At 43.5% G+C, this 19277-nt stretch carries 16 protein-coding genes; 11 read left to right on the forward strand and 5 right to left on the reverse strand.

Features of this window, described 5'->3' with window-relative positions; translation table 11 throughout:
• Positions 1-11: 11 nt before the first annotated feature.
• Positions 12-245 carry a hypothetical protein gene (locus tag QMA13_RS14385; RefSeq protein WP_282942189.1) on the forward strand — a complete coding sequence of 78 codons (234 nt, stop codon included), beginning with the start codon at positions 12-14 and terminating at the stop codon, positions 243-245.
• A 341-nt stretch (positions 246-586) separates the two neighbouring features.
• The gene (locus QMA13_RS14390; protein WP_282942190.1) at positions 587-1612 is read left to right on the forward strand and encodes a CBM35 domain-containing protein; all 1026 of its coding nucleotides are present in this window, start codon (positions 587-589) and stop codon (positions 1610-1612) included.
• A gap of 157 nt (positions 1613-1769) precedes the next feature.
• On the opposite strand, the gene QMA13_RS14395 is transcribed toward QMA13_RS14390, so the two are convergent.
• Entirely contained in the window at positions 1770-4019 is a 2250-nt protein-coding gene (locus QMA13_RS14395; protein WP_282942191.1) for an FAD-dependent oxidoreductase, read from the reverse strand.
• A gap of 149 nt (positions 4020-4168) precedes the next feature.
• Here QMA13_RS14395 and QMA13_RS14400 point away from each other — a divergent pair, with 149 nt between their 5' ends.
• The 4 genes from QMA13_RS14400 to QMA13_RS14415 all read left to right on the forward strand — a co-directional run bounded on the left by QMA13_RS14400 (position 4169) and on the right by QMA13_RS14415 (position 7593).
• Entirely contained in the window at positions 4169-4936 is a 768-nt protein-coding gene (locus tag QMA13_RS14400; RefSeq protein WP_282942192.1) for a helix-turn-helix domain-containing protein, read from the forward strand.
• A gap of 296 nt (positions 4937-5232) precedes the next feature.
• Positions 5233-5859 (forward strand): hypothetical protein, encoded by a 627-nt coding sequence (locus QMA13_RS14405; RefSeq protein ID WP_282942193.1) that lies wholly within the window; start codon positions 5233-5235, stop codon positions 5857-5859.
• 460 nt (positions 5860-6319) lie between these two features.
• Positions 6320-6925 (forward strand): DUF2087 domain-containing protein, encoded by a 606-nt coding sequence (locus QMA13_RS14410; RefSeq protein WP_282942195.1) that lies wholly within the window; start codon positions 6320-6322, stop codon positions 6923-6925.
• Positions 6922-7593, forward strand: coding sequence for a hypothetical protein (locus QMA13_RS14415; RefSeq protein WP_282942197.1), 672 nt, complete (start codon positions 6922-6924; stop codon positions 7591-7593). Before QMA13_RS14410 ends, QMA13_RS14415 begins: the two co-directional genes overlap by 4 nt.
• A 56-nt stretch (positions 7594-7649) precedes the next feature.
• On the opposite strand, the gene QMA13_RS14420 is transcribed toward QMA13_RS14415, so the two are convergent.
• Positions 7650-8651, reverse strand: coding sequence for a hydroxyacid dehydrogenase (locus tag QMA13_RS14420; protein WP_282942198.1), 1002 nt, complete (start codon positions 8649-8651; stop codon positions 7650-7652).
• Between the two features lie 238 nt (positions 8652-8889).
• Here QMA13_RS14420 and QMA13_RS14425 point away from each other — a divergent pair, with 238 nt between their 5' ends.
• Positions 8890-9861: a DUF3895 domain-containing protein gene (locus QMA13_RS14425; RefSeq protein ID WP_282942199.1), complete on the forward strand. Its 972-nt coding sequence runs from the start codon at positions 8890-8892 to the stop codon at positions 9859-9861.
• A gap of 33 nt (positions 9862-9894) precedes the next feature.
• Here the strand turns inward: QMA13_RS14425 and QMA13_RS14430 are convergent, their stop codons facing one another.
• On the reverse strand, positions 9895-11364 hold the full coding sequence (locus tag QMA13_RS14430; protein WP_282942201.1) for a hypothetical protein: 1470 nt from the start codon (positions 11362-11364) through the stop codon (positions 9895-9897).
• 440 nt (positions 11365-11804) lie between these two features.
• Between QMA13_RS14430 and QMA13_RS14435 the strand changes: the two genes are divergently transcribed.
• Together QMA13_RS14435 and QMA13_RS14440 are read left to right on the forward strand one after the other, a co-directional pair.
• On the forward strand, positions 11805-12581 hold the full coding sequence (locus QMA13_RS14435) for a DUF975 family protein (RefSeq protein WP_282942203.1): 777 nt from the start codon (positions 11805-11807) through the stop codon (positions 12579-12581).
• A 121-nt stretch (positions 12582-12702) separates the two neighbouring features.
• Positions 12703-13410: a class I SAM-dependent methyltransferase gene (locus QMA13_RS14440; RefSeq protein ID WP_282942204.1), complete on the forward strand. Its 708-nt coding sequence runs from the start codon at positions 12703-12705 to the stop codon at positions 13408-13410.
• A 34-nt stretch (positions 13411-13444) separates the two neighbouring features.
• On the opposite strand, the gene dnaN is transcribed toward QMA13_RS14440, so the two are convergent.
• Positions 13445-14572 carry a DNA polymerase III subunit beta gene (gene dnaN, locus QMA13_RS14445; protein WP_282942205.1) on the reverse strand — a complete coding sequence of 376 codons (1128 nt, stop codon included), beginning with the start codon at positions 14570-14572 and terminating at the stop codon, positions 13445-13447.
• A 9-nt stretch (positions 14573-14581) separates the two neighbouring features.
• On the reverse strand, positions 14582-14836 hold the full coding sequence (locus QMA13_RS14450; RefSeq protein WP_282942206.1) for a ribbon-helix-helix domain-containing protein: 255 nt from the start codon (positions 14834-14836) through the stop codon (positions 14582-14584).
• A gap of 511 nt (positions 14837-15347) precedes the next feature.
• Here QMA13_RS14450 and QMA13_RS14455 point away from each other — a divergent pair.
• Together QMA13_RS14455 and QMA13_RS14460 are read left to right on the forward strand one after the other, a co-directional pair.
• The gene (locus tag QMA13_RS14455; protein ID WP_282942208.1) at positions 15348-17096 is read left to right on the forward strand and encodes an ABC transporter ATP-binding protein; all 1749 of its coding nucleotides are present in this window, start codon (positions 15348-15350) and stop codon (positions 17094-17096) included.
• A gap of 117 nt (positions 17097-17213) precedes the next feature.
• The gene (locus QMA13_RS14460) at positions 17214-19193 is read left to right on the forward strand and encodes an ABC transporter ATP-binding protein (protein WP_282943399.1); all 1980 of its coding nucleotides are present in this window, start codon (positions 17214-17216) and stop codon (positions 19191-19193) included.
• The last annotated feature ends 84 nt before the right edge of the window (positions 19194-19277 follow it).

Here is a 19277-nt window from a genome sequence, read left to right on the forward strand (position 1 = left end):
CAATACGAGAAATGTTAAAAGGTAATGCTTCCTCCTTTGGAGTCTTCGGCTGCGGAGCAGGAGATGGAGTCGAATCAGACTTGGCGGTACTTGGCGGCTGCGAGGGAGTAATTGAATTTTTGGCTGAAGGTGCTTCAGTGACAGCGGGTGATGGTGTTATGGATGGTGCAGGCGTTGGTGTGGCAGTCAGTTCTAATGATGATTCCGGTACAGGAGTTGAGGTAACGGAAGTAGGCGTAGGTTGAGTTGTCTTCTCAGGGGCTGAAGGCTGTATGGATGGTTCGATTGTAACTTCCTTTGCGTTTGTGAGGGAATCACCGCAGCCACTAATGAGCAAGCATCCAGTCAATGATATTGTTAAAAGATAAGGATAAGGGTTCATGTCTACCGTCACTCCTTTTATTACCAATTAGACGTGCGAGTATAGATAATAGTTTCACTCTGATCCATTTCCTTGTAAGGTGAAATTCAGGTTGCGAAATCGTATTAAATTAAAAAAATTACATATTATGGTATATTTTGTGTATTTATATAAAGACACTTTATTGAAAACGCACTCGAATTCCAAGAGGAGGGAAATTAATTAATGAGAATGAAGCTTTTCCACATGTTTTTGATTTTTTGTTTGGCTGCACTTTCTTTGTTGACCGTTTACTCGGTATCGCCAGAACGTGTAAATGCGGCACCTACAACGTATGAAGCGGAAAATGGAACCATGAGCGGAACGGCCAAATCAGTTAGCTGCTCTGCTTGCTCAGGTGGTTCCAAGGTAGGCTACATCGGCAGTAACTCGGAGAATTATGTGACAATGAATGTCAATGCACTTAGCAGCGCTTCGTACAACATGGAAATTTACTTTCTGGTAAGCGGTACGCGGGATTTTTACATCAGTGTCAACGGAGCAACGGGAACGCAACAAACGCTGAGCGGCTCAAGCTGGAGCACCCCTGAAAAAGCTACTATGACGGTACAACTCAATGCCGGAAACAACACGATTAAATTTTACAACGATACGGTGAGTGCGCCTGATTTGGACAGCATTGTTATAACTGGGAGCATGGTTACGGCGGGCTGGACCGAGATACCTTGGGACAGCAATTCTTATTATGTTCAGAACAGGACAAATGCGCCTATGTCCGAACGATTTTGGATTGTAAATGGCGTTTATACGACCCGGGTTTACTCAGGGGAGGAGCGGGTCGAGATGCGCTGGAATAATTGGGCCGATCAAAATAAAGACAATATGTGGGAAGCCGATGTCATGTTTGAGCCAGGAACGGAAAAGACTGCCATTATGCAGATCAAGAGCAACACTGGCGGTGAGCCGATCTATATTCAGGCAACGTCCAACGGAAACATTCGTAACAACGGCGATTCTACTAACATTGCGACAAACATGGCAGGCAAGTGGTTCAATCTTAAATGTGCCTTTAATCCTTCAACTGGTGTGGGACGCATCTGGATCAACGATGTTTTGGTGAAGACACGACAGTACAATACTTCTGACCGTGAATGGTACTTTAAGAACGGAACGTACAACAACGGAATCTCGGATGGTAATTATTCCGAGGCGCACTTCAAGAATATCCGAGTTTGGCGAAACGACAATTAGGAATTAACAAAAAACCGCACGAGTGGATTCTCGATACAGAGAATTCGCTCGTTTTTCAATGCGTCCAGCAGGGGTGGTAATTTATTTCTAGTTGTATGCAAAAGAGCGCCCTACATGCTTATAATGAGGGCGTTCTTGTATATGAGCAATTATTGTCTTACTCGTAGCAGCGAACCTCAACGATTTCCGCTCTTTCGCTTCCATTTGTGGAAGTGACAACGATACGAAGCTTGCTCGTTTCAATGGAGGAGGCTAGCTTGTGGACTCTTTTCCGTGTATGGTTGCTGTGCTCTTCGGCTAGCGTGATCCATTCCCCCCGCACCCATGCTTGAATTTGATAGTCCTTGGCAAGCTCAGGTATGATCTCAAAAGGAGTACGGTGGTGATGCAGATTGATTAGATCTTCATTGACGTCGTCGTTAAATGTGATGTGAATGCAGCCTACTTGTACATCCTCCTGCCAGCTGAGCTCTAGCCATTCCGGTTTTCCTTGGTCCATTGGCTGTGACGACCACATATGCGGACCGCCGTATGGTCGAGTATAGCCGTCTGTCGCTTTGTGAGCGGCCAGAGCATCGGAGATGGAATGAAGCTTAAAGCAAATCGGCTTTCTGATGAAGGATTTACCGCTCCAATCTACGACTGGTTGATGATGGTGCATATCTCCGAAATCTTCTTTGCTCCGCACATCCATGGCATGTTTGAAAGCTAACACGCCGGTGAGGGGACGATCGGATAAGTGAGGCGCTACAGCAGGATTTTGCTTAACAATGATAAACGCATTCTGGGCGTTATCCGGATACCAGGATAAGCCAGCGAGAATCCATTGCTTCTCACCAGCGGTGACGCTAACCTTGGCAGTAGCCTCATGAGAATGAGGTACATAATTTTGTGGTTTACCTGTGCTCCACAGTTCTACGATCAGCTCAGTATCGCTCGAAGCATCAACAAGCAGCTCGATACCGTCGATTCCTGGATCGGCAGGTATGATAAAGCTGAGATCAGTGTTCAGCGTCACAGTTCCTATCGAATACTCCAATGCAAGCTTCGATAGCGTACTTGATGCATTCACTTCAGCGCGCAGAGCGAGATCATGTGGATCGGTATTTTTGAGCCCCAACACCGATGCATCTTGTCGCAGCAAGGTTTGTTGCAGCTCATCCAAGTGTTCTGCGTGTAAGACGCGTGGCGAAGTGTTTTTCATTGCGCAAAGAGCAGCACCGGTACCGGCAGCTTCACCAATAACCGCGCAGGTGGCCATTACACGTGTGGTGCCAAAAGCCACATGAGAGGCGCTGATATTGCGGCCAGCCATCAGCATGTTGCTCACGTTAGCCGAGAAGAGGGAGCGGAACGGAATATGATAGCTTCCGTCCATATGCATGTGCTTCGAGCCTTTAGCTGTAGAATACATTCCTTGCGGGGGGTGCAGGTCAATCGACCAGCCACCGAAAGCAACGCGATCCTCGAATGCTTCTTGCGCAATCACATCATTCTGGTTCAGTACATAATCACCGACGAAGCGTCGGTATTCCCTTTTGCCTGGTAAGGAGCCGATCCATTCTAATGTCAGATTATCAGCTTCGAATTGACCTGAGTTTTTAATATAATCCCATATGCCATAAATGACTGACGAGAGTTCGTCGCGGATGCGTTCATTGTCATGGACGGTATCGAGTTCTCCGCCCCACTCAATCCACCAATAAGCACAGCCGTTATCGCCGCTGCGAATGACTCGTTTCATAGGGATGGAGGTCTGAGTAATATCTTTGGCAAAGCTTGGAGCCCTATATTTTACGGGATGTCCTGCATCCTTCGTATAGAACAGGAGCGTGCTGCCAAGCGTTATATCGTCAGGCACTAGCGGTGCCCATTCTTCTTGAAACTCTTCTTGAGCTTCGCGCCCGATACGATAGTTGGCGCCGGCAAGAAATCCGACGAGACCGTCACCCGTGCAATCGAGATACAGCTTGCTTTCGAACCGAATTTTTCGTTCTGATCCCATCATCCAGCCGGTAACCGACGTTATCGAACGTTGATCTTCATCCCCAACGGCTTCCACCTCGTGAACATCGGTATTTAAAAATAGGCTAATATTGCTTTCAGCCTTTACCTTTTCAAGGATGATCAAATCCCAAATATACGGATTTCCGTCGATATTACGGTATTGATTTTCTACAAATAGCTCTCCCATAATGCCCGTTTCACGAGCGTTCCGGTGAACACCATGGGAGGTTGCACCGCAAACCCAGACCCTAACCTCACTGCTTGAATTTCCGCCCAGAACAGGACGATTTTGAATCAAAGAAACGGTTTGACCTAGTCGTGCTGCAGCGATTGCTGCACAAACACCTGCCAATCCGCCGCCAATTACCGTAACGTCAGAAGAGATGGATTCTTGTCTCATTGAACGTTGACACCTCACCTTTTAATGAATAGTGAATATCTTTGATTTCATTGTAAAATAGATTATTTGCTTTTAACATGCATAGAGTTACAATATGCATATACTTTATTTCATTAAATCTAGAGGTGTTTGCATTGTCATCCTGCGATATGGAATTGAAACTTATCTCTCATGTCTATTGGCATCAAAAGACAGAATTTATGCTTCCCTCTGATACATATCCATGCTGGACATTGTTTGCCGTTGAAGCCGGCCGATTTCGATACACCATAGGAGAGGAGAGCGGAGAAGCCAGCTTTGGCGATTTGGTACTGTGTCCTCCGAATACTGCATTTATAAGGAAAACGCTGGAGCCTTTGAGCTTCCATTTTCTTCAATTTGTTTGGCTAAAGGAGCCTTATACAGTAGAAGAAGGACAATGGAACGGTAAACTCGCGGTGTATGATATGGAGAGGCTTCAGTCTGACTATCATTATTTAAGACAAATTACAGGGTGGGAGGATACGAGTATGCTGCATAAGCAGCATATGCTGAGTGACATGCTAAGGCTGGTTATGCTGGAACAACTTGCACAGGATGTAACTAGAGGACAACGCGACGCATTGATGGAGGAAGCTAGAAAGAGGTTGACAGAAAAAGCTTATGATAGCTTTTCGATGCAGGAGCTAGCTGATCGTCTAAAGCTCACACCCGTACAGTTAACCAGGAGATTCCGCAAAGCATTTGGGGAGACGCCTTCCGAGCTTTTGAACGAAATTCGACTCACAAGAGCCAGGCACTTACTAGAAGGCACATCGCTGAAGCTGGATGAAATCGCGGCGCAGTGCGGATACGAAAACGGTTTTTATTTGAGTCGTGTATTCTCGAAGAAAACAGGGATGCCCCCATCGGTTTATCGGAGTCTGCATCGGGTGTAGTGAAGAAGTTTGGAACTGTCTTCTATCGTGTCTAAACTCCTTAAAGGACTGATATCGTTGAAACTTCCGTATAAAATCGGGTACCTAGGCTGCTTAATTTGGTTGCTATGTTTATTTTGCGCATTCCTTCTCTGTGATGATAATGATGATCTGATGATGACCTGGATTGTCGTTGCGACTGCAGTGGGGCTGGTTCTTTTTCCTGTTTACTTCATTGTTATCCTGATCATTTATAGCGTAAGCAGTCTTTTCATAAAAAGCCGACGGGGAAATAATTAAGAGAAGGGGATGGATTTGTGATTCCTGTTAGAAAGGATATTTATGTAAAAACAACATCACTAGATTTATGGTGGGGGGTGTATGGTCTATCTCCATTAACGGGGTGGGAAGACATTTTACTCTATAGTACTCCGAATGATACAGAGAAACTAGCAGGAATTTGTATATGCTGTAAAAATTATATGGAAAGTGGTTTAGTAGAATTAGCTAGTGATCCGGATGAACAAGAATTTCTCAAACAAGTTCAGAAGTATTTGGAAGATGATAAGATTTATTATCACTACTATTATGATCACCCAAAGGATGAAGACTTGTTCGAGTTACATTATAACAATTTGCCTTTGAATGAGAATAATGTGAAACCAAGGTCTATCGAGCTATGGCACCCAGGACCAGGTATAGATATAAGAGGTATTGAAGAATGCATAAAAGATTTTTGTTATAAACACTTAAGTATGGAAGTAAGCGTTATACAGTTTATCGAGCCACTTGATCTTAACCAAGCTATTAAAACATTTAATAAACATATGAATATGATGAATTCACCGGTTGTTTTTACGGATGATCTGATAGATAGCATGAGTCATAAACTTTCTAAATCAAGAGATGAAATAATAAGTTTATTAAAAAAGAGCCTAAAATGATGAATACTGGTAAGATATAAACTCGCTATAATTCAAATACATACTGGTATTGAATGACTTGAAATGAAAATTGACTGGCCGCGCCTAGCACGGTGAGTCTGTTGAGTAACCTGTATTTCCGAGAAATATGCTATATAGATAAGTTGGGTATGCCTCGGAGGAGTTTACGTCCGCCTTTGAAATCCGTGAATATACCGCTTAAATCTAATCAAATTCACGGGTTTCAACAGCGGCTGGAGGGGCATACCCCGCTGGAGTATACTAGCAAAATTTCAAGTTTTGCAGGTTTCTCGACACTCTGGCCGCGCATAGCGCGGTTCGTTGATTTTATAAGTAAATATTATCATTGCAGGCGGTTATTTTTTTAGAACCAATTGACAAATGATGTAAAATGATATATTTTATAATTTAATAACTATCTAATTAGATAACAATCAAAATTATAGGGTGTGATATCTCCATGCAATTAGATAAGCTCGTTACCTATCATAAAGCACTTGCAGACCCAACACGTATCAAAATGCTGCTCCTGCTTGCAGACGGAGAACTGAACGGACAAGTGCTTGCCGAGAAGTGTTTCCTATCAGCGGCGACAATAACCCATCATGCGGCTAAGCTTCGAGAAGCAGGATTAATCAACGAACGGAGGGAGAAGAACACGATTTACTTTTCCCTCAATCATTATTTCATTAAAAGTAATGCAATGGCTACGGCCGACTTTATTTATAAGAGGCAAAATGGAGCGGAGGGATCGGAGCCTTTGGATGAGAACAATAAGCGATTGGCCGCCTCAGTTATCAAAAACTTCATGACTTCAGATGGGAAATTAAAGCATGTGCCCGCACAACTGAAGAAGAAGCTTATTATACTGGAGCATTTGGTACTCCAATTGGAGCAAGGTCGCCATTATACAGAAAAAGAGATGAATGAGTTTATTAAAGCCTATCATGATGATTTTGCTACCATTCGAAGAGAGTTTATCATGCATCAATTCGTTTACAGAGAAAATGAAGTCTATGAAGTGAATCCTCCAGAGCTGTGGGCTCGTTGGGAGACCCTATCATGACGACGATAGTCGGTATTCTAGGTTTATCTCATGATGAAGAGTGCAGAGAAAAGTATGGCATGCATCTCGATTTCCTTCGTGAATTGATCATAGAATTCAATCCTGACATCATCTGCGGGGAGGTCATACCGTCCACGTGGGATTTAATCTGTAAGAACAAGGCTGGTGAAGGCTACTGGGCAAATCCAGACCAGAACTACAAGTCGTATTGGGCCGAGCCGGCAAGTGAGTATTGGAAGCTTATCTTTCCACTATGCAAGGAGAGGGGCATTCGATTTGAACCTGTAGACTGGCTGGAAATGGATGTGTGGTGGGACTTCGATCCTTTTGCTCCATTTAGCGAAGCAGAACAGGAACGATTGAAGCTTGAATTATCGAATTGGACAGAGAAGCAGCTAGCCGTATGCGGGAATAGCCCGATTCCATTCAATTCCTTCGAGCTAGATGATTTAACAAGAGGTCAGTTTGAATGGATGGGCCAAGTCAATCCGATAGCCCAAGCCTTTAGATGGACGCATCGTCATCTTATTATGATTCAGAGAATTAAGAACGTGATTAAGAAGAACCCTGACAGCACAATATTATGCATTGCCGGATATGGCCATAATTATTGTTATTATAATGAATTGAAGGGTGAACCTGTTCATTTGATCTATCCTTTGAGATAAAGGAATGAGTTCAGGTAAGAAGAAAACCGGATGCCTGCGCACCCGGTTTGAATAGTTTATGCCATCGTCTCAAGCATGGTTAGCGTTACTTGGTATTGAAGTGCTTCCTGCTGTAAATAGCGTCGGAATTCCTCCACTATATATTGGGCCATTCGCGTCACTTCTGACGGATTGCTTCCAGCAATATGAGGTGTCAGGATAACATTATCCAGCTTCAGCAGATCACTCTCAGGTTGAACGGGTTCTGGGTAAGTCACATCCAATACTGCGGTTCTTGTTGGTACAGCGCGAAGAGCTTGGATCAAGTCTGCTTCCACCACTTGCAATCCCCGTGCAGTATTGATGAAAGTCGCGTTGGGTAGCATGAGTTCAAAATGCGTTCTGTTCAGGATGCCTACAGTAGCCGGGAGGTTCGCCAAATGATTAGAGATGGTATGGCATTGGGAGAAGATTTCTGATAGCTCTTTCTTTTGAACGCCTAACTTTTGAGCGGCCGAATCAGGCAAGTAGGGGTCAAATACATGAATTTCCAATTGATAGGGTTTCAAAAACTCAATTACTTTTTTGCCGATCATGCCTGCTCCGAGAATACCCACCTTGGCATTCCAATTACCTGGAAAAGATCTCGCATATTTCGACGATTCCCGTCGCTTCGTTTTGCAATTTAACGCACTTTGGAAAAAGCCTTTGTTAGCCAATACGATTTGAGCAGCCGTATATTCAGCTACAGGTACAGCGTTGGCGGCCCAAGCGCTGACTACTGCAATGTCCTGCTGGAGGAAGGGTCTTGCAAAGTTCTGAACACTGCCGGCTGCGTAAAAGAGCGCTTTCAAATTAGGGAAGTAACGCTGTATTTCTTCTCGGCTGAGTGAAGGCATTCCCCAGGTAGAAAAAGCGATTTCGATGGTTCTCAAAGCCGCTGCATGTTCATCCAAATTGTCTTTATGGATAACTGCTGGGTAGAAATCTGCAATAGTGCTGAGCTCTTCCTGAATTTGACTGTTATACACGTCATTAATTCTTGATTCGTTTCCTATAAACATTGCTCGTTTCTTCACTTAATCCCACCACCCTAGAGAATAGCATATGGTCACAAGAGGTTGGTCTAAGTTGCTGTCTAAATCTGATTATACATCAGAATATCGGGTGGCGGCGTTCATGTGAGGAATTTTTTTTGAAAAAGTGACTTGTGAAGGACATGTTCATTCGCAGTGAATACATATTGAGCTTAATATAGTAATATAGAAGAAAGGCAATGAGATATGCTGATTTGTTGCAATCAGGTAAGGATGTGAGATGATGAAAATATATACAAGTGAAGAAAGGGATGCGCTTCTGGCCCTTCTTTCCGATCAACAGAGACAGTACTTGAATGAAGATATGCTGAGAGGCCGCCGAACGGTATTTGCAAATGTAATGTCACGTCAAAAAGGACATTTTATTCCGGAAGGCGCATCGTTCGAAGATATAGAACAGTTATTAACCTCTTGGGTTTACATCAATTACATTGATGCAGGCCATGTGACCTCTGAGTTGAAATGCGAGTGCGGCAGAGCCTTGAGATACCAACACATTGTTCAAAATAAGGAAGACGGAGTCATTAAAAAGTTCGGAATCGATCATTTGCAGCTGCATACGGGTATTGATGCCAAAATTGTGGCGGAGATACTAAAAGGCTTTGACGCCATTGATTTTGAACTGGATGAAGTATTATCCAAGATAGAGAAGGGCTGGTCCTTGGAGCAGGAACGGCTGCCCGACTTGAAGGAGCTTGTGATTCCCCCTGATATTCAAAAACATCTGGAACTGGAGCTGCCGTTACTTGGTCGTCAAGTCGTTCGCCTTCGAAGACTGGCTAACGAGCGAATTGTGTCCAAATCCATGCTTGCATCGGCTCTAAGTACAGAAGCTCCTCAAATTCCAGAACAAGAGGAAAACGAGCTTATTCAGTTGGACTTGTTTGCAATGGAGACACCAACAGAAACGCTACCTAAAGCGGCTAACTCAGGTCCTTCTGTACTACCCGGTGGCCAGCTCACAATGGATCAGCAGTTGGCTGTATTGAAAATGCTGCAGGAAGGGGTATCCAGTGCCCGCACATTATGTGAGCTGTTGATTAAACATCACGGTGCATCGGGACAAAGATTCGAGTACTCCATGACCCATAAACCGCAAATCTATCCTATTGTCTGTATGTTCATCGATTCATGCGAGAATACCGTTCTGGTACGCGGTAATCAAGAGGACCGATATTATGAATGGATTTGAAGCAGTGGATAAGAAATGAACTTATCATTTAGGTTACCATGTACCGGCATTCGGAATTTCTGCTGTGATCTCTTTTAACTCATAATCCCACCATGTACGTGTGTTTCCTGTCATGATATTCGTGACTGTATTTCGATCGACGACGTACAACTCCTTCTGTTGATCGACATAAGTAGGCAGCGTAGGACTGCCGGTCAGCTCACCTAGAGAATCGTACGTTCCGTCCACGTGTAACCTATAATAGCCTGAAATCATGGCCGGTTGGTTATAGGTGATTAATTGATAAGCTTGAACCAATAAGCGATCATCCTCGTGATCTAGAACCCTCAAATACTGAGCATTCAGCATCTGATTCCAAAACCAATATTGTCCGTCGTTATTGATTCGGATAAGTTGGCCACGAGATCCTCCAGACATCGCAGTTAAATAGGTTGGAGAATAAGTCCATATCCACATCCCATCCTTGGTTTGTTGAATCGACTGGGAACTGAATTCTTGATTGAAGCCTTCGACACGTTCTGCGTTTCCGTTTCTTACAATAAACAGAAATTGGTCGGAAGGTATGTTTACCGGGTTTCTCGGTCCGGTCTGAATCGATATATAGACAAGTGCTACCCCTTCATTGAAATCGTAGATACGATGAAGGGGCAGGAAATTGGAGGAAGCAGAAGGCAATTTGGAGTTCAGGTCCTCATATTTTTCCACATTCATAAGCAATATATCATTAAAATAGAGTGAGTGTTGCCGAACAGTGAGCCTTTTATCAGGAGTGTAGGTGTTAGAGTTTGGGGAGAACGAAGAGGAGGCGGAAGCTTCCCTCCTTGCATTGGAAATAACGTTTCCTTCCTCAACCTTTAGCAGCTCGGCAGGACCTTCCAGATTTTTATATATTCTCATGATTCTTGAGGGATTACTGTTGTTGACACCTAAATATAAATACGGATCATCGTCGTACATGATTCCGGTCATGTACGTTTTTTGCTGCGTTCGAATACTCACTCCATCGTCGTTATTCCAATCAAGCTTCCAGCGAAACTCGTCAACAGCGAATTTCCAAGTCAACGGAAAATAGGTCACGTTTTGAAAAACAAGTAAAGGATGATCCTCAGCGGCGTTCTCAATAGCTGTATGGTTTACGGTGATGGGGAAATCTGGTAGCTGTGCTTTGTAGGTTTTCCCTTGATGGAAAGAACCTCCTTCTTCGAATTGTGGCTTAAGAGCAGGAGGCGCACTTAACTGAACAGAAAGCCCCTCTTGATCACTCCACTGCGTAGTCAAGCCAGACGCTTGACTAATCGACCATGTCATCGGAATATAAGTGATGTCTTTATAAATCAGAAGCGGGTATTTCAATTGAGCGCTATCCAGATTCACTCCATTCATCTTAACCTGGAATTCAGGCAGCTGTACATCGACTGTTCGGGGCGCAGCATCCATAATTGAAGGACCAATGGGAAGCAGCGATGCAATTGCTATAGCGATCAGTAAGAGGATCTTTTTCAAACAATACCCATCCCTTTCCTAAAAAATGTTAACCAATTTCCAATATATGAATTATACTTATGAGTAAATGCTTAGTTGCGAAAGTGCTGCAGCAAATGAGTTGAACCAAACGATATAGTTTTAATTGGAGTGTGAAGGGGACGACTTTCAAATATCTGAGAGCTCTTGTCAGCATAGCCACGAAATATTACCTAAAGAATTGTGACTCTGGTCCCTGTGGATCATGGCCTGACCCAGTTATAATGACAACGAACTTGTAAAAAAGGAGGAAAATGGATTTTATTTTGAGCCTACAAAAAGTATTATGGCTTATGGGGGAGTTCTACACCTTCTTAGCAGTTCATAAGATGGTAGTCGGCAATTTGAAACAAGTGGGGCCAGAGCATCTGGATTGTAAGCAGGCAATCTTATATTAAATGAAAAGGGAGGAGACTGCAGGGATGTGGACTCGCAAATTACTGAAAGACAGAGCAAAGAATGTATTAAGGCTATCTTATTGGAAGGCTTTTCTCGCCAGCTTGCTGCTGGCTGTTGTTACAGGGGGACTTCCAAGCTGTTCCTACAACTCCAGCTTTAATGGTAACGGAGGTAGTAAGAATCAGGACTTTTCTTTATTTCCAGGTGTTAATAACGGTTTCAATTATAATTTCAACGGGAAATTAGATGGCTTAATGCTTGCTATTATCATTGGTGCTATAATCATTGGCGTTATTATTTTTTTGGCCACGATCGCTTTTCGAATTTGGGTCAGTAATCCATTAGAAGTAGGAATAAGAAAATATTTCACGCAGTCGTCCCGAGAAGATGTCAATATGAACTATATGGGCTATGGTTTTTCAAAAGGAAATTACGTAGCTATCGTGAAAGCGATGCTTTGGCGGATGTTTCTCAACTTCTTGTGGTATCTGCTTCTCATCATCCCGGGTATCGTGAAGTATTATGCTTACAGCATGACTCCCTATTTGTTGGCGGATCAGCCTCATATCGGGACTAAACGTGCCGTAGAGCTAAGCAACCGGATGACAAACGGATACAAATGGAGAATGTTTGTGCTGGATCTATCCTTCTTAGGCTGGTATATACTGGGGACAATAGCTTTATTCATCGGTGTATTGTTCGTTATGCCATATGTGAATGCTACACAAGCTGAGCTGTATTTAGAGCTTCGTGAACAGGCTATTAATGATGGTATTCTCAATAGATCAGAATTGGAATAAGGAAAAGAAGCAGGCTGTCGAGTCAATCGACAGCTTTTTTTAATTTTAACAATATATGGTGAAATAAGTGTGAAATCAGGAGATAATTAGCTAGAAAAATAGATATAGGAGGAGTGAGCAGATGGATAGAATTGCACGGATTCGACAGGAAGAAAAGAAATATCATGAATACTGTTACGACAATTATGCTTTATTCGAAGAGGGCTCATGGCTCTATAAGCCTGTAAAAGCGGTGATCGAAACGACAACGCTTTTACAAACTCAACGAGATATACATATTCTTGATTTAGGCTGCGGGGTTGGTAGAAATAGCATTCCACTAGCAAAACAAATAAAGGAAAAAGGTGGTAGCATCGTTTGTGTAGATTTGCTAGAGTCCGCCTTGGCAAAGCTCCTCCAATACAGTCAAGAGTATCAAGTTGCGGAATGTGTACAAACGATACTGGCAGATATCAGCGAATATGAGATACCACAAGCAGAGTACGATTATATCGTGGCAGTTTCCAGTCTGGAACACGCGCAGTCCTTTGAATCATTGCAAAAGGTTCTTCATTCTATGCAGGTAGGAACCAAGCCTCATGGATTGAACTGTTTGGTTATAAACACGAATCTAATTGAAATAGAGCAAGTGACTCAACGCAGCTTGGAAGTATTAATGGAGGTTAATCTTTCTACGGATGATATGCTTCAATTGTTACATGATGTGTACAGCGGGTGGGAGCTGATTCAGGTTAATGTTAGGCCTCAACAGTCTGATATTATGAGAGATGAGGTCCCCGTTATTTTAAAATCAAATGTGGTTACTTATGTTGTACGAAAAAGAGAATAGCTCTTTCATATCTCATTCGGCAGCTTGCGTCACTCTAATAGTGATGCGATCTAATAGGAGTCACCAAGTAAAGTGATTTGGATTGTATATCTGAGGGCTGAATAACAATGGGACTTAACTGCCCTGAAAATTGGATGTGTACCGTTTCACATTGAATAAACCGCATTACGTCTAATAAATATTTAGTGTTCAAAAAGAGGGTAATTGCATCTCCGGTTCGTTCCTCAAGCAGTACTTCTTCTTGCACATCCCCAACCTCAGCCGTATTTGAATGTATTTGCATTGCTTGGTCGGAGGAGATACAAAGCTTAAGAATATGATTCCCAGCCAGGATAGCGACACGTTCAACGGCTTGCAGCAATCGGGACGTTCTGACTGTAATGTCGCTTGTAATTGTGTTTGGAATGAGATGACGGATCGGAGGATAATTACCATCGAGAAGGCAAGAAACGATTTGAAGCTGATTGCTTTTAAAGAGGATTTGATTCGATTGTATCCAGATTTCGGTATGTGTTTGATCATCTGGCAGCATCTTGGCTAACTCCAGCGCATGTTTTCCAGGAAGAATGAAACGTGAATCCTTACAACGACAACTAGGGACGTTGATTTCTGTTGTAGCAAGTCGTATTCCATCGGTGGCCGTAAGCTGAAGTGTTTGATTACGCAGCTCGAAAGAAATGCCAGTTAGTATTGGCCTCGTTTCGGAAGGTGAGACAGCAAATGCTTGTCTTATACCCTTTTTGAGCACTAGGCTAGGCAGGCTTAAACATGAGCTATCCTCATCACCAACGAGTGCTGAATCCGGAAATTCGTTCGGGTTCATACCGCATAAACGATAGATCCCAAAGGACGATCGGATCATCATGATCCTTTCCTGGGACTCTATTGTCACCTTTTCAGTGGGAAGCTTATGGATAATTTCATGAAATATTCGTGCTGGGACAGCAATACTGCCTTCTCGATTTACGGATATTGAAGAAGACTGAGCTGCTATATCATATTGAATAGACATATTGCTGTTCATCGCTCTTAATGTCACCCCATTAGAATGAGCAACTATCAGGACGCATGATAAAATAGGCTGAGGGCTGTTGGAATTTACGGCCTTTGACACATAAGTAAGTGCAGCTAACAAAAGCTCTTGGGAAACATACAAATACATTGGTTTCACCTACTCTTGGGTATGCTTGCTTGAATGATAGTAAGCCTCAATTATGGCACGGATCATTTCCGAGCGAGATGCTTGATGGTTTTGACATTCTTTCTCGATGGACTCCCATACTTCGTCCGTAAGCGTTAAGGATATTTTTTTGGTAGTTCCCATACGTTTTCTACCAGCACCTTCTCGAGGACCTCCTCGTGTGAACAGCATACTTAGCTGACCGTCTTGATTCGGCACACCGAGCTTAATGGAATTGTTACTCATCTGGATAACCTCGCTTCTATGAATTAAGTTACCTTTTTCAAATTGAGATTTATCAAAATTATAGCATGATATGGTTTATTGTGGCAATAAGAAGCCGTCCCTTAGAACATTCAATTCATGAACCAATCCCCTATAAGAAAAATTGATTATAATTAAATTATCGACAAAGGTATCGTTGACAGGGGTTGCAGCGGCATGCTAACGTTCTTGTGTACCCCCTAAATATCCCAGTATAAAGGAGAGGCCTATACATGTTGCTTATTGCATTTAGAAATCCGCTTTATATGGCATCGAACAACAATTACATACGGCAGGATATGGCCTCACTTGCATACAAGAAATAAAGAAGAGCGCATTTAGCTCTAATTATATTTTGCGCAGGCCATTCTTCCTTGTGACATAGCGTGCGCGTTGCTTCGATAAGATAAGCACATTGCCCACGGGTAGTGTGCTTATTTATTTGTTGAGGGGCATAAAATTGGGATGTTGGGATAGAGAGGAGAGAGAAATCATGTTATCGATCATGACCAAACTGGGCTGGTTTTTCAGACAAGAATGGAGAAGGTATTCCATTGCAGTTGTACTGCTGATTATTGCAGGAATTCTAGAAATATTTCCGCCGATGCTGGTCGGGCGCTCAATTGATACAATTGGCCTCGGTCATATGACCTGGGATTACATTGTCAATACGCTGCTTTGGTTGGTTGTCATTACGATTTCGGCTTATATTATTTCGTATATTTGGGGTTATAAGCTGTTTGGAGGAGCTTTTGTCGTTGAGAAATTAATGAGAGGACGCTTGATGCGCCACTTTCTGAAAATGACACCGACTTTTTATGAGAAGAACCGTACGGGAGATTTAATGGCCCGAGCAACAAACGACCTTCAGGCGGTAGCGCAAACAGCCGGCTTTGGAATTCTAACTTTGCTGGATTCTACGCTTTGGATGGCAACTCTACTGGTAACGATGACCGTTTTCGTTTCTTGGAAGTTGACTCTTGCCGCGGTCATTCCGCTCCCGATCATGGCGATATTGGTAAGCTTCTACGGTGGCTGGATTCACAAAAGGTACATGGCAGCACAGGACGCTTTCGGAGATATGAATGAAGGGGTACTTGAGACGATTTCAGGCATTCGTGTTATTAGAGCCTATACGCAGGAGCGTGCGGTTGAAAGACAGTTTGCCGAGGTCACACAAGATGTACTGGACAAAAACTTGGCTGTAGTTCGTGTGGATTCGCTATTCGAGCCTACTATCAAAATCCTAGTGGGCATCAGTTATATGATTGGTATTGGATATGGCGCTTATCTTGTGTTTCATAATGAATTAACAATCGGTTCTCTTGTTGCCTTCAATGTGTACTTAGGGATGATGATTTGGCCTATGTTCGCTATCGGTGAATTAATCAATATCATGCAGCGGGGCAACGCGTCATTGGATCGGGTAACAGAAACTTTGGACTATGAACAGGATGTGCCGGAACCTACAGACCCTGTGATGCCTGAACATCCGGGAAGCCTTGAGTTTCGTAATGTAACTTTCCGTTATCCGTCCTCTTCCTATGATAATTTGGATGATGTATCGTTTACGCTTCATTCTGGAGAGACTTTGGGTATTGTTGGCCGAACAGGGAGCGGTAAATCGACCTTAATCCGACAACTGCTCAGAGAATACCCGATGGGGGATGGAAATGTGCTTGTCGCAGGCGTCCCGATCGAGCGCATCGGTATGGATCGCTTAAAATCATGGTTAGGTTATGTGCCTCAGGAATCATTTTTATTCTCGCAAACGATTCGAGCCAACATGTACTTTGGGAACGAGCAGGCTACAGAAGAGGATTTACTAAGTGCAATGGCTGTTTCGGCATTCAGTAAAGATCTGAAATTTCTCCCTGATGGCATGGATACTTTAGTAGGTGAGAAGGGCGTAGCGCTCTCCGGTGGACAAAAGCAGCGTGTATCCATGGCGCGGGCACTGATTGCTAAACCGCAAATATTGATCTTGGACGATGCGATGTCTGCTGTTGATGCGCGTACGGAAGCGGAGATTATCGGCAACATTCATAAAGAAAGATCGGGCAAAACAACGATCATTGCAACCCATCGTCTATCGGCTATACAGCATGCGAACCTTATTCTTGTCATGGAGAATGGAACCATTATCGAACGAGGAACACATGAAGAGCTGCTCAGCAAGGGCAGCTGGTATAAAGAACAATATGATCGTCAACAGATAGAGGCACAACGAACGGAAGGATGAAGAAATCCAATGAGTGATGCAAGTGAAACCTTAGACTATGATATCGACAGTGAAGCAGGCTCGGGTACCAAGACCCAAACCATTAAACGATTGATCGCCTATGCCGTTCAATTTAAAATGCAGCTGGTCCTCGCGTTAATCATGCTTAGTGTTGCCGTAGGTACCGACTTGGCGGGACCACTTATTGCTAAGAGGATCATTGACCTCCACATTTCTGGAATTGAAAAGCCTTGGTACGAAACAACCAGCAGTGAAGAATACACGGTATCCTATGGCGGAAAGCAGTATAAACGGTCCGACCATTTTGCTGAAGGAGAACCACGTGGTCATGAAGTGAGAGTGCTCCAAATTGATCGTGAGTATTACTTTATTGGTGGCCCTATAGCATTCGACGGTGAACGTCAGGTTACTAGTGGGACGATTCGAATTACGAAGGGAACAGAGAGTAATAACTATGCAGGAGAGCAGCTAAACCGGGAGCAGTTGTACACCTTCTTTCGTCCGGAAATGGCAGGAATGCTGAAGCTATGCTGGTTGTATATGGGCCTGACGGTCATCTCGGCTATATTTACCTATGGTCAGCGTTATTTCCTGCAAAGCTCAGCTAATCGGATTATTCGTCGAATGAGAACGGATGTGTTCGCTCAGCTTAACCGACTCCCTATTCGATATTTCGACAACTTGCCGGCGGGGAAGGTCGTATCGAGAGTGACGAATGACACGGAGTCGATCCGGGATTTGTATGTGAATGTGCTTGCTAATTTTACAACAGGCTTTATTCATATGCTTGGCATTTATATCGCATTATTTATTCTGGATGTGCAGTTAGCCGCGATTTGTCTATTCGTCGTCCCTGCTCTTGTTGTCTGGATTATTATATACGGAAAAATAGCTAAAAAGTTTAATCGCATCATTCGTTCGACCGTCAGTGAAATTAACGGAATCATTAATGAATCCATACAAGGGATGACCATTATAAAAGCTTTTCGTAAAGAGAAGCGGATTGAAGATAATTTCGAGCAATACAACAACAAGCTGTTCCATGTTCAAAATAAGCTGCTGAGCTTAAACTCATGGACGGGATATAATTTGGTTGCTGTCATTCGGAATGTGGCTTTGGTCGCCCTGATCTGGTATTTTGGCGGGGCGTCGCTAAATGGAGCTGCTGGTGCCGTTTCGCTCGGGGTACTGTATGCCTTCGTCGATTATTTGAACCGATTGTTTCAGCCCATGGTGAACATCGTGAATCAATTGCCTAACCTGGAGCGTGCGCTGGTTTCGGCGGAGCGGGTTTTCAAATTGGTTGATGAGGAAGGCGAAGATGTTTCGGAGCAAAAGGTGGAGCGATATAAAGGCCATGTCCAATTCGATCAAGTGTGGTTCTCCTATAAGAGCGGAGAGCCTGTACTTAAAGGAATAACGTTCGAAGCCAAGCCGGGCCAAACCGTCGCCCTAGTAGGACACACGGGATCAGGGAAGAGCTCGATTCTGAACTTACTGTTTCGATTCTACGATCCGGAAGCAGGAGGCATCACGATTGACGGGATAGACACAAGACAAATGCCTCGGCAAACGATGCGACAGCATATGGGCATAGTGCTTCAGGATCCTTTCCTTTTCTCGGGAACTATTGCAACGAACGTATCGTTAAATGATCCATCCATTACACGTGAAAAAATCCATAAAGTACTGACCGATGTTGGTGCAGAATCGTTGCTGGAACAACTTCCTCATGGGATAGATGAACCGGTGATCGAAAAAGGAAGCACGCTTTCTGCCGGACAGAGACAGCTGATTTCCTTTGCAAGGGCTTTGGCTTTTGATCCTGCTATTCTTATTCTTGACGAAGCAACATCCAACATCGATACAGAGACAGAAACCATCATCCAACAAGCTCTTGATGTTGTGAAGCAAGGAAGAACGACCTTCGTCATTGCTCACCGTCTATCCACTGTGAAGAATGCGGATCTAATTCTGGTTCTTGACCGTGGAGAAATCGTAGAACGGGGAGACCACAATGAATTAATGAATCTCGGTGGCAAGTACCATCAAATGTATGAAATTCAGCAGGGCAAGCTTGTTGCCAGCAAATCATAAGGTTGTACTCAACAAGAAAGGGATACGGGAAATTCTCCTGTATTCTTTTTTTGTTGGCAAAGTCAGAAATGAGAAATGACTTAT

The organism is Paenibacillus sp. RC67 (assembly GCF_030020805.1).
Classification (GTDB): Bacteria; Bacillota; Bacilli; order Paenibacillales; family NBRC-103111; genus Paenibacillus_S.

Bases quoted from the DNA above. Each gene is read 5' to 3' on its own strand.
- QMA13_RS14390 (WP_282942190.1), top strand. From the start codon at position 587: ATGAGAATGAAGCTTTTCCACATGTTTTTGATTTTTTGTTTGGCTGCA.
- QMA13_RS14425 (WP_282942199.1), top strand. From the start codon at position 8,890: ATGATGAAAATATATACAAGTGAAGAAAGGGATGCGCTTCTGGCCCTT.
- dnaN (WP_282942205.1), bottom strand. From the start codon at position 14,572: ATGTATTTGTATGTTTCCCAAGAGCTTTTGTTAGCTGCACTTACTTAT.
- QMA13_RS14460 (WP_282943399.1), top strand. From the start codon at position 17,214: ATGCAGCTGGTCCTCGCGTTAATCATGCTTAGTGTTGCCGTAGGTACC.
- QMA13_RS14385 (WP_282942189.1), top strand. From the start codon at position 12: ATGTTAAAAGGTAATGCTTCCTCCTTTGGAGTCTTCGGCTGCGGAGCA.
- QMA13_RS14415 (WP_282942197.1), top strand. From the start codon at position 6,922: ATGACGACGATAGTCGGTATTCTAGGTTTATCTCATGATGAAGAGTGC.
- QMA13_RS14440 (WP_282942204.1), top strand. From the start codon at position 12,703: ATGGATAGAATTGCACGGATTCGACAGGAAGAAAAGAAATATCATGAA.
- QMA13_RS14395 (WP_282942191.1), bottom strand. From the start codon at position 4,019: ATGAGACAAGAATCCATCTCTTCTGACGTTACGGTAATTGGCGGCGGA.
- QMA13_RS14455 (WP_282942208.1), top strand. From the start codon at position 15,348: ATGTTATCGATCATGACCAAACTGGGCTGGTTTTTCAGACAAGAATGG.
- QMA13_RS14410 (WP_282942195.1), top strand. From the start codon at position 6,320: ATGCAATTAGATAAGCTCGTTACCTATCATAAAGCACTTGCAGACCCA.
- QMA13_RS14435 (WP_282942203.1), top strand. From the start codon at position 11,805: ATGTGGACTCGCAAATTACTGAAAGACAGAGCAAAGAATGTATTAAGG.
- QMA13_RS14450 (WP_282942206.1), bottom strand. From the start codon at position 14,836: ATGAGTAACAATTCCATTAAGCTCGGTGTGCCGAATCAAGACGGTCAG.
- QMA13_RS14400 (WP_282942192.1), top strand. From the start codon at position 4,169: ATGGAATTGAAACTTATCTCTCATGTCTATTGGCATCAAAAGACAGAA.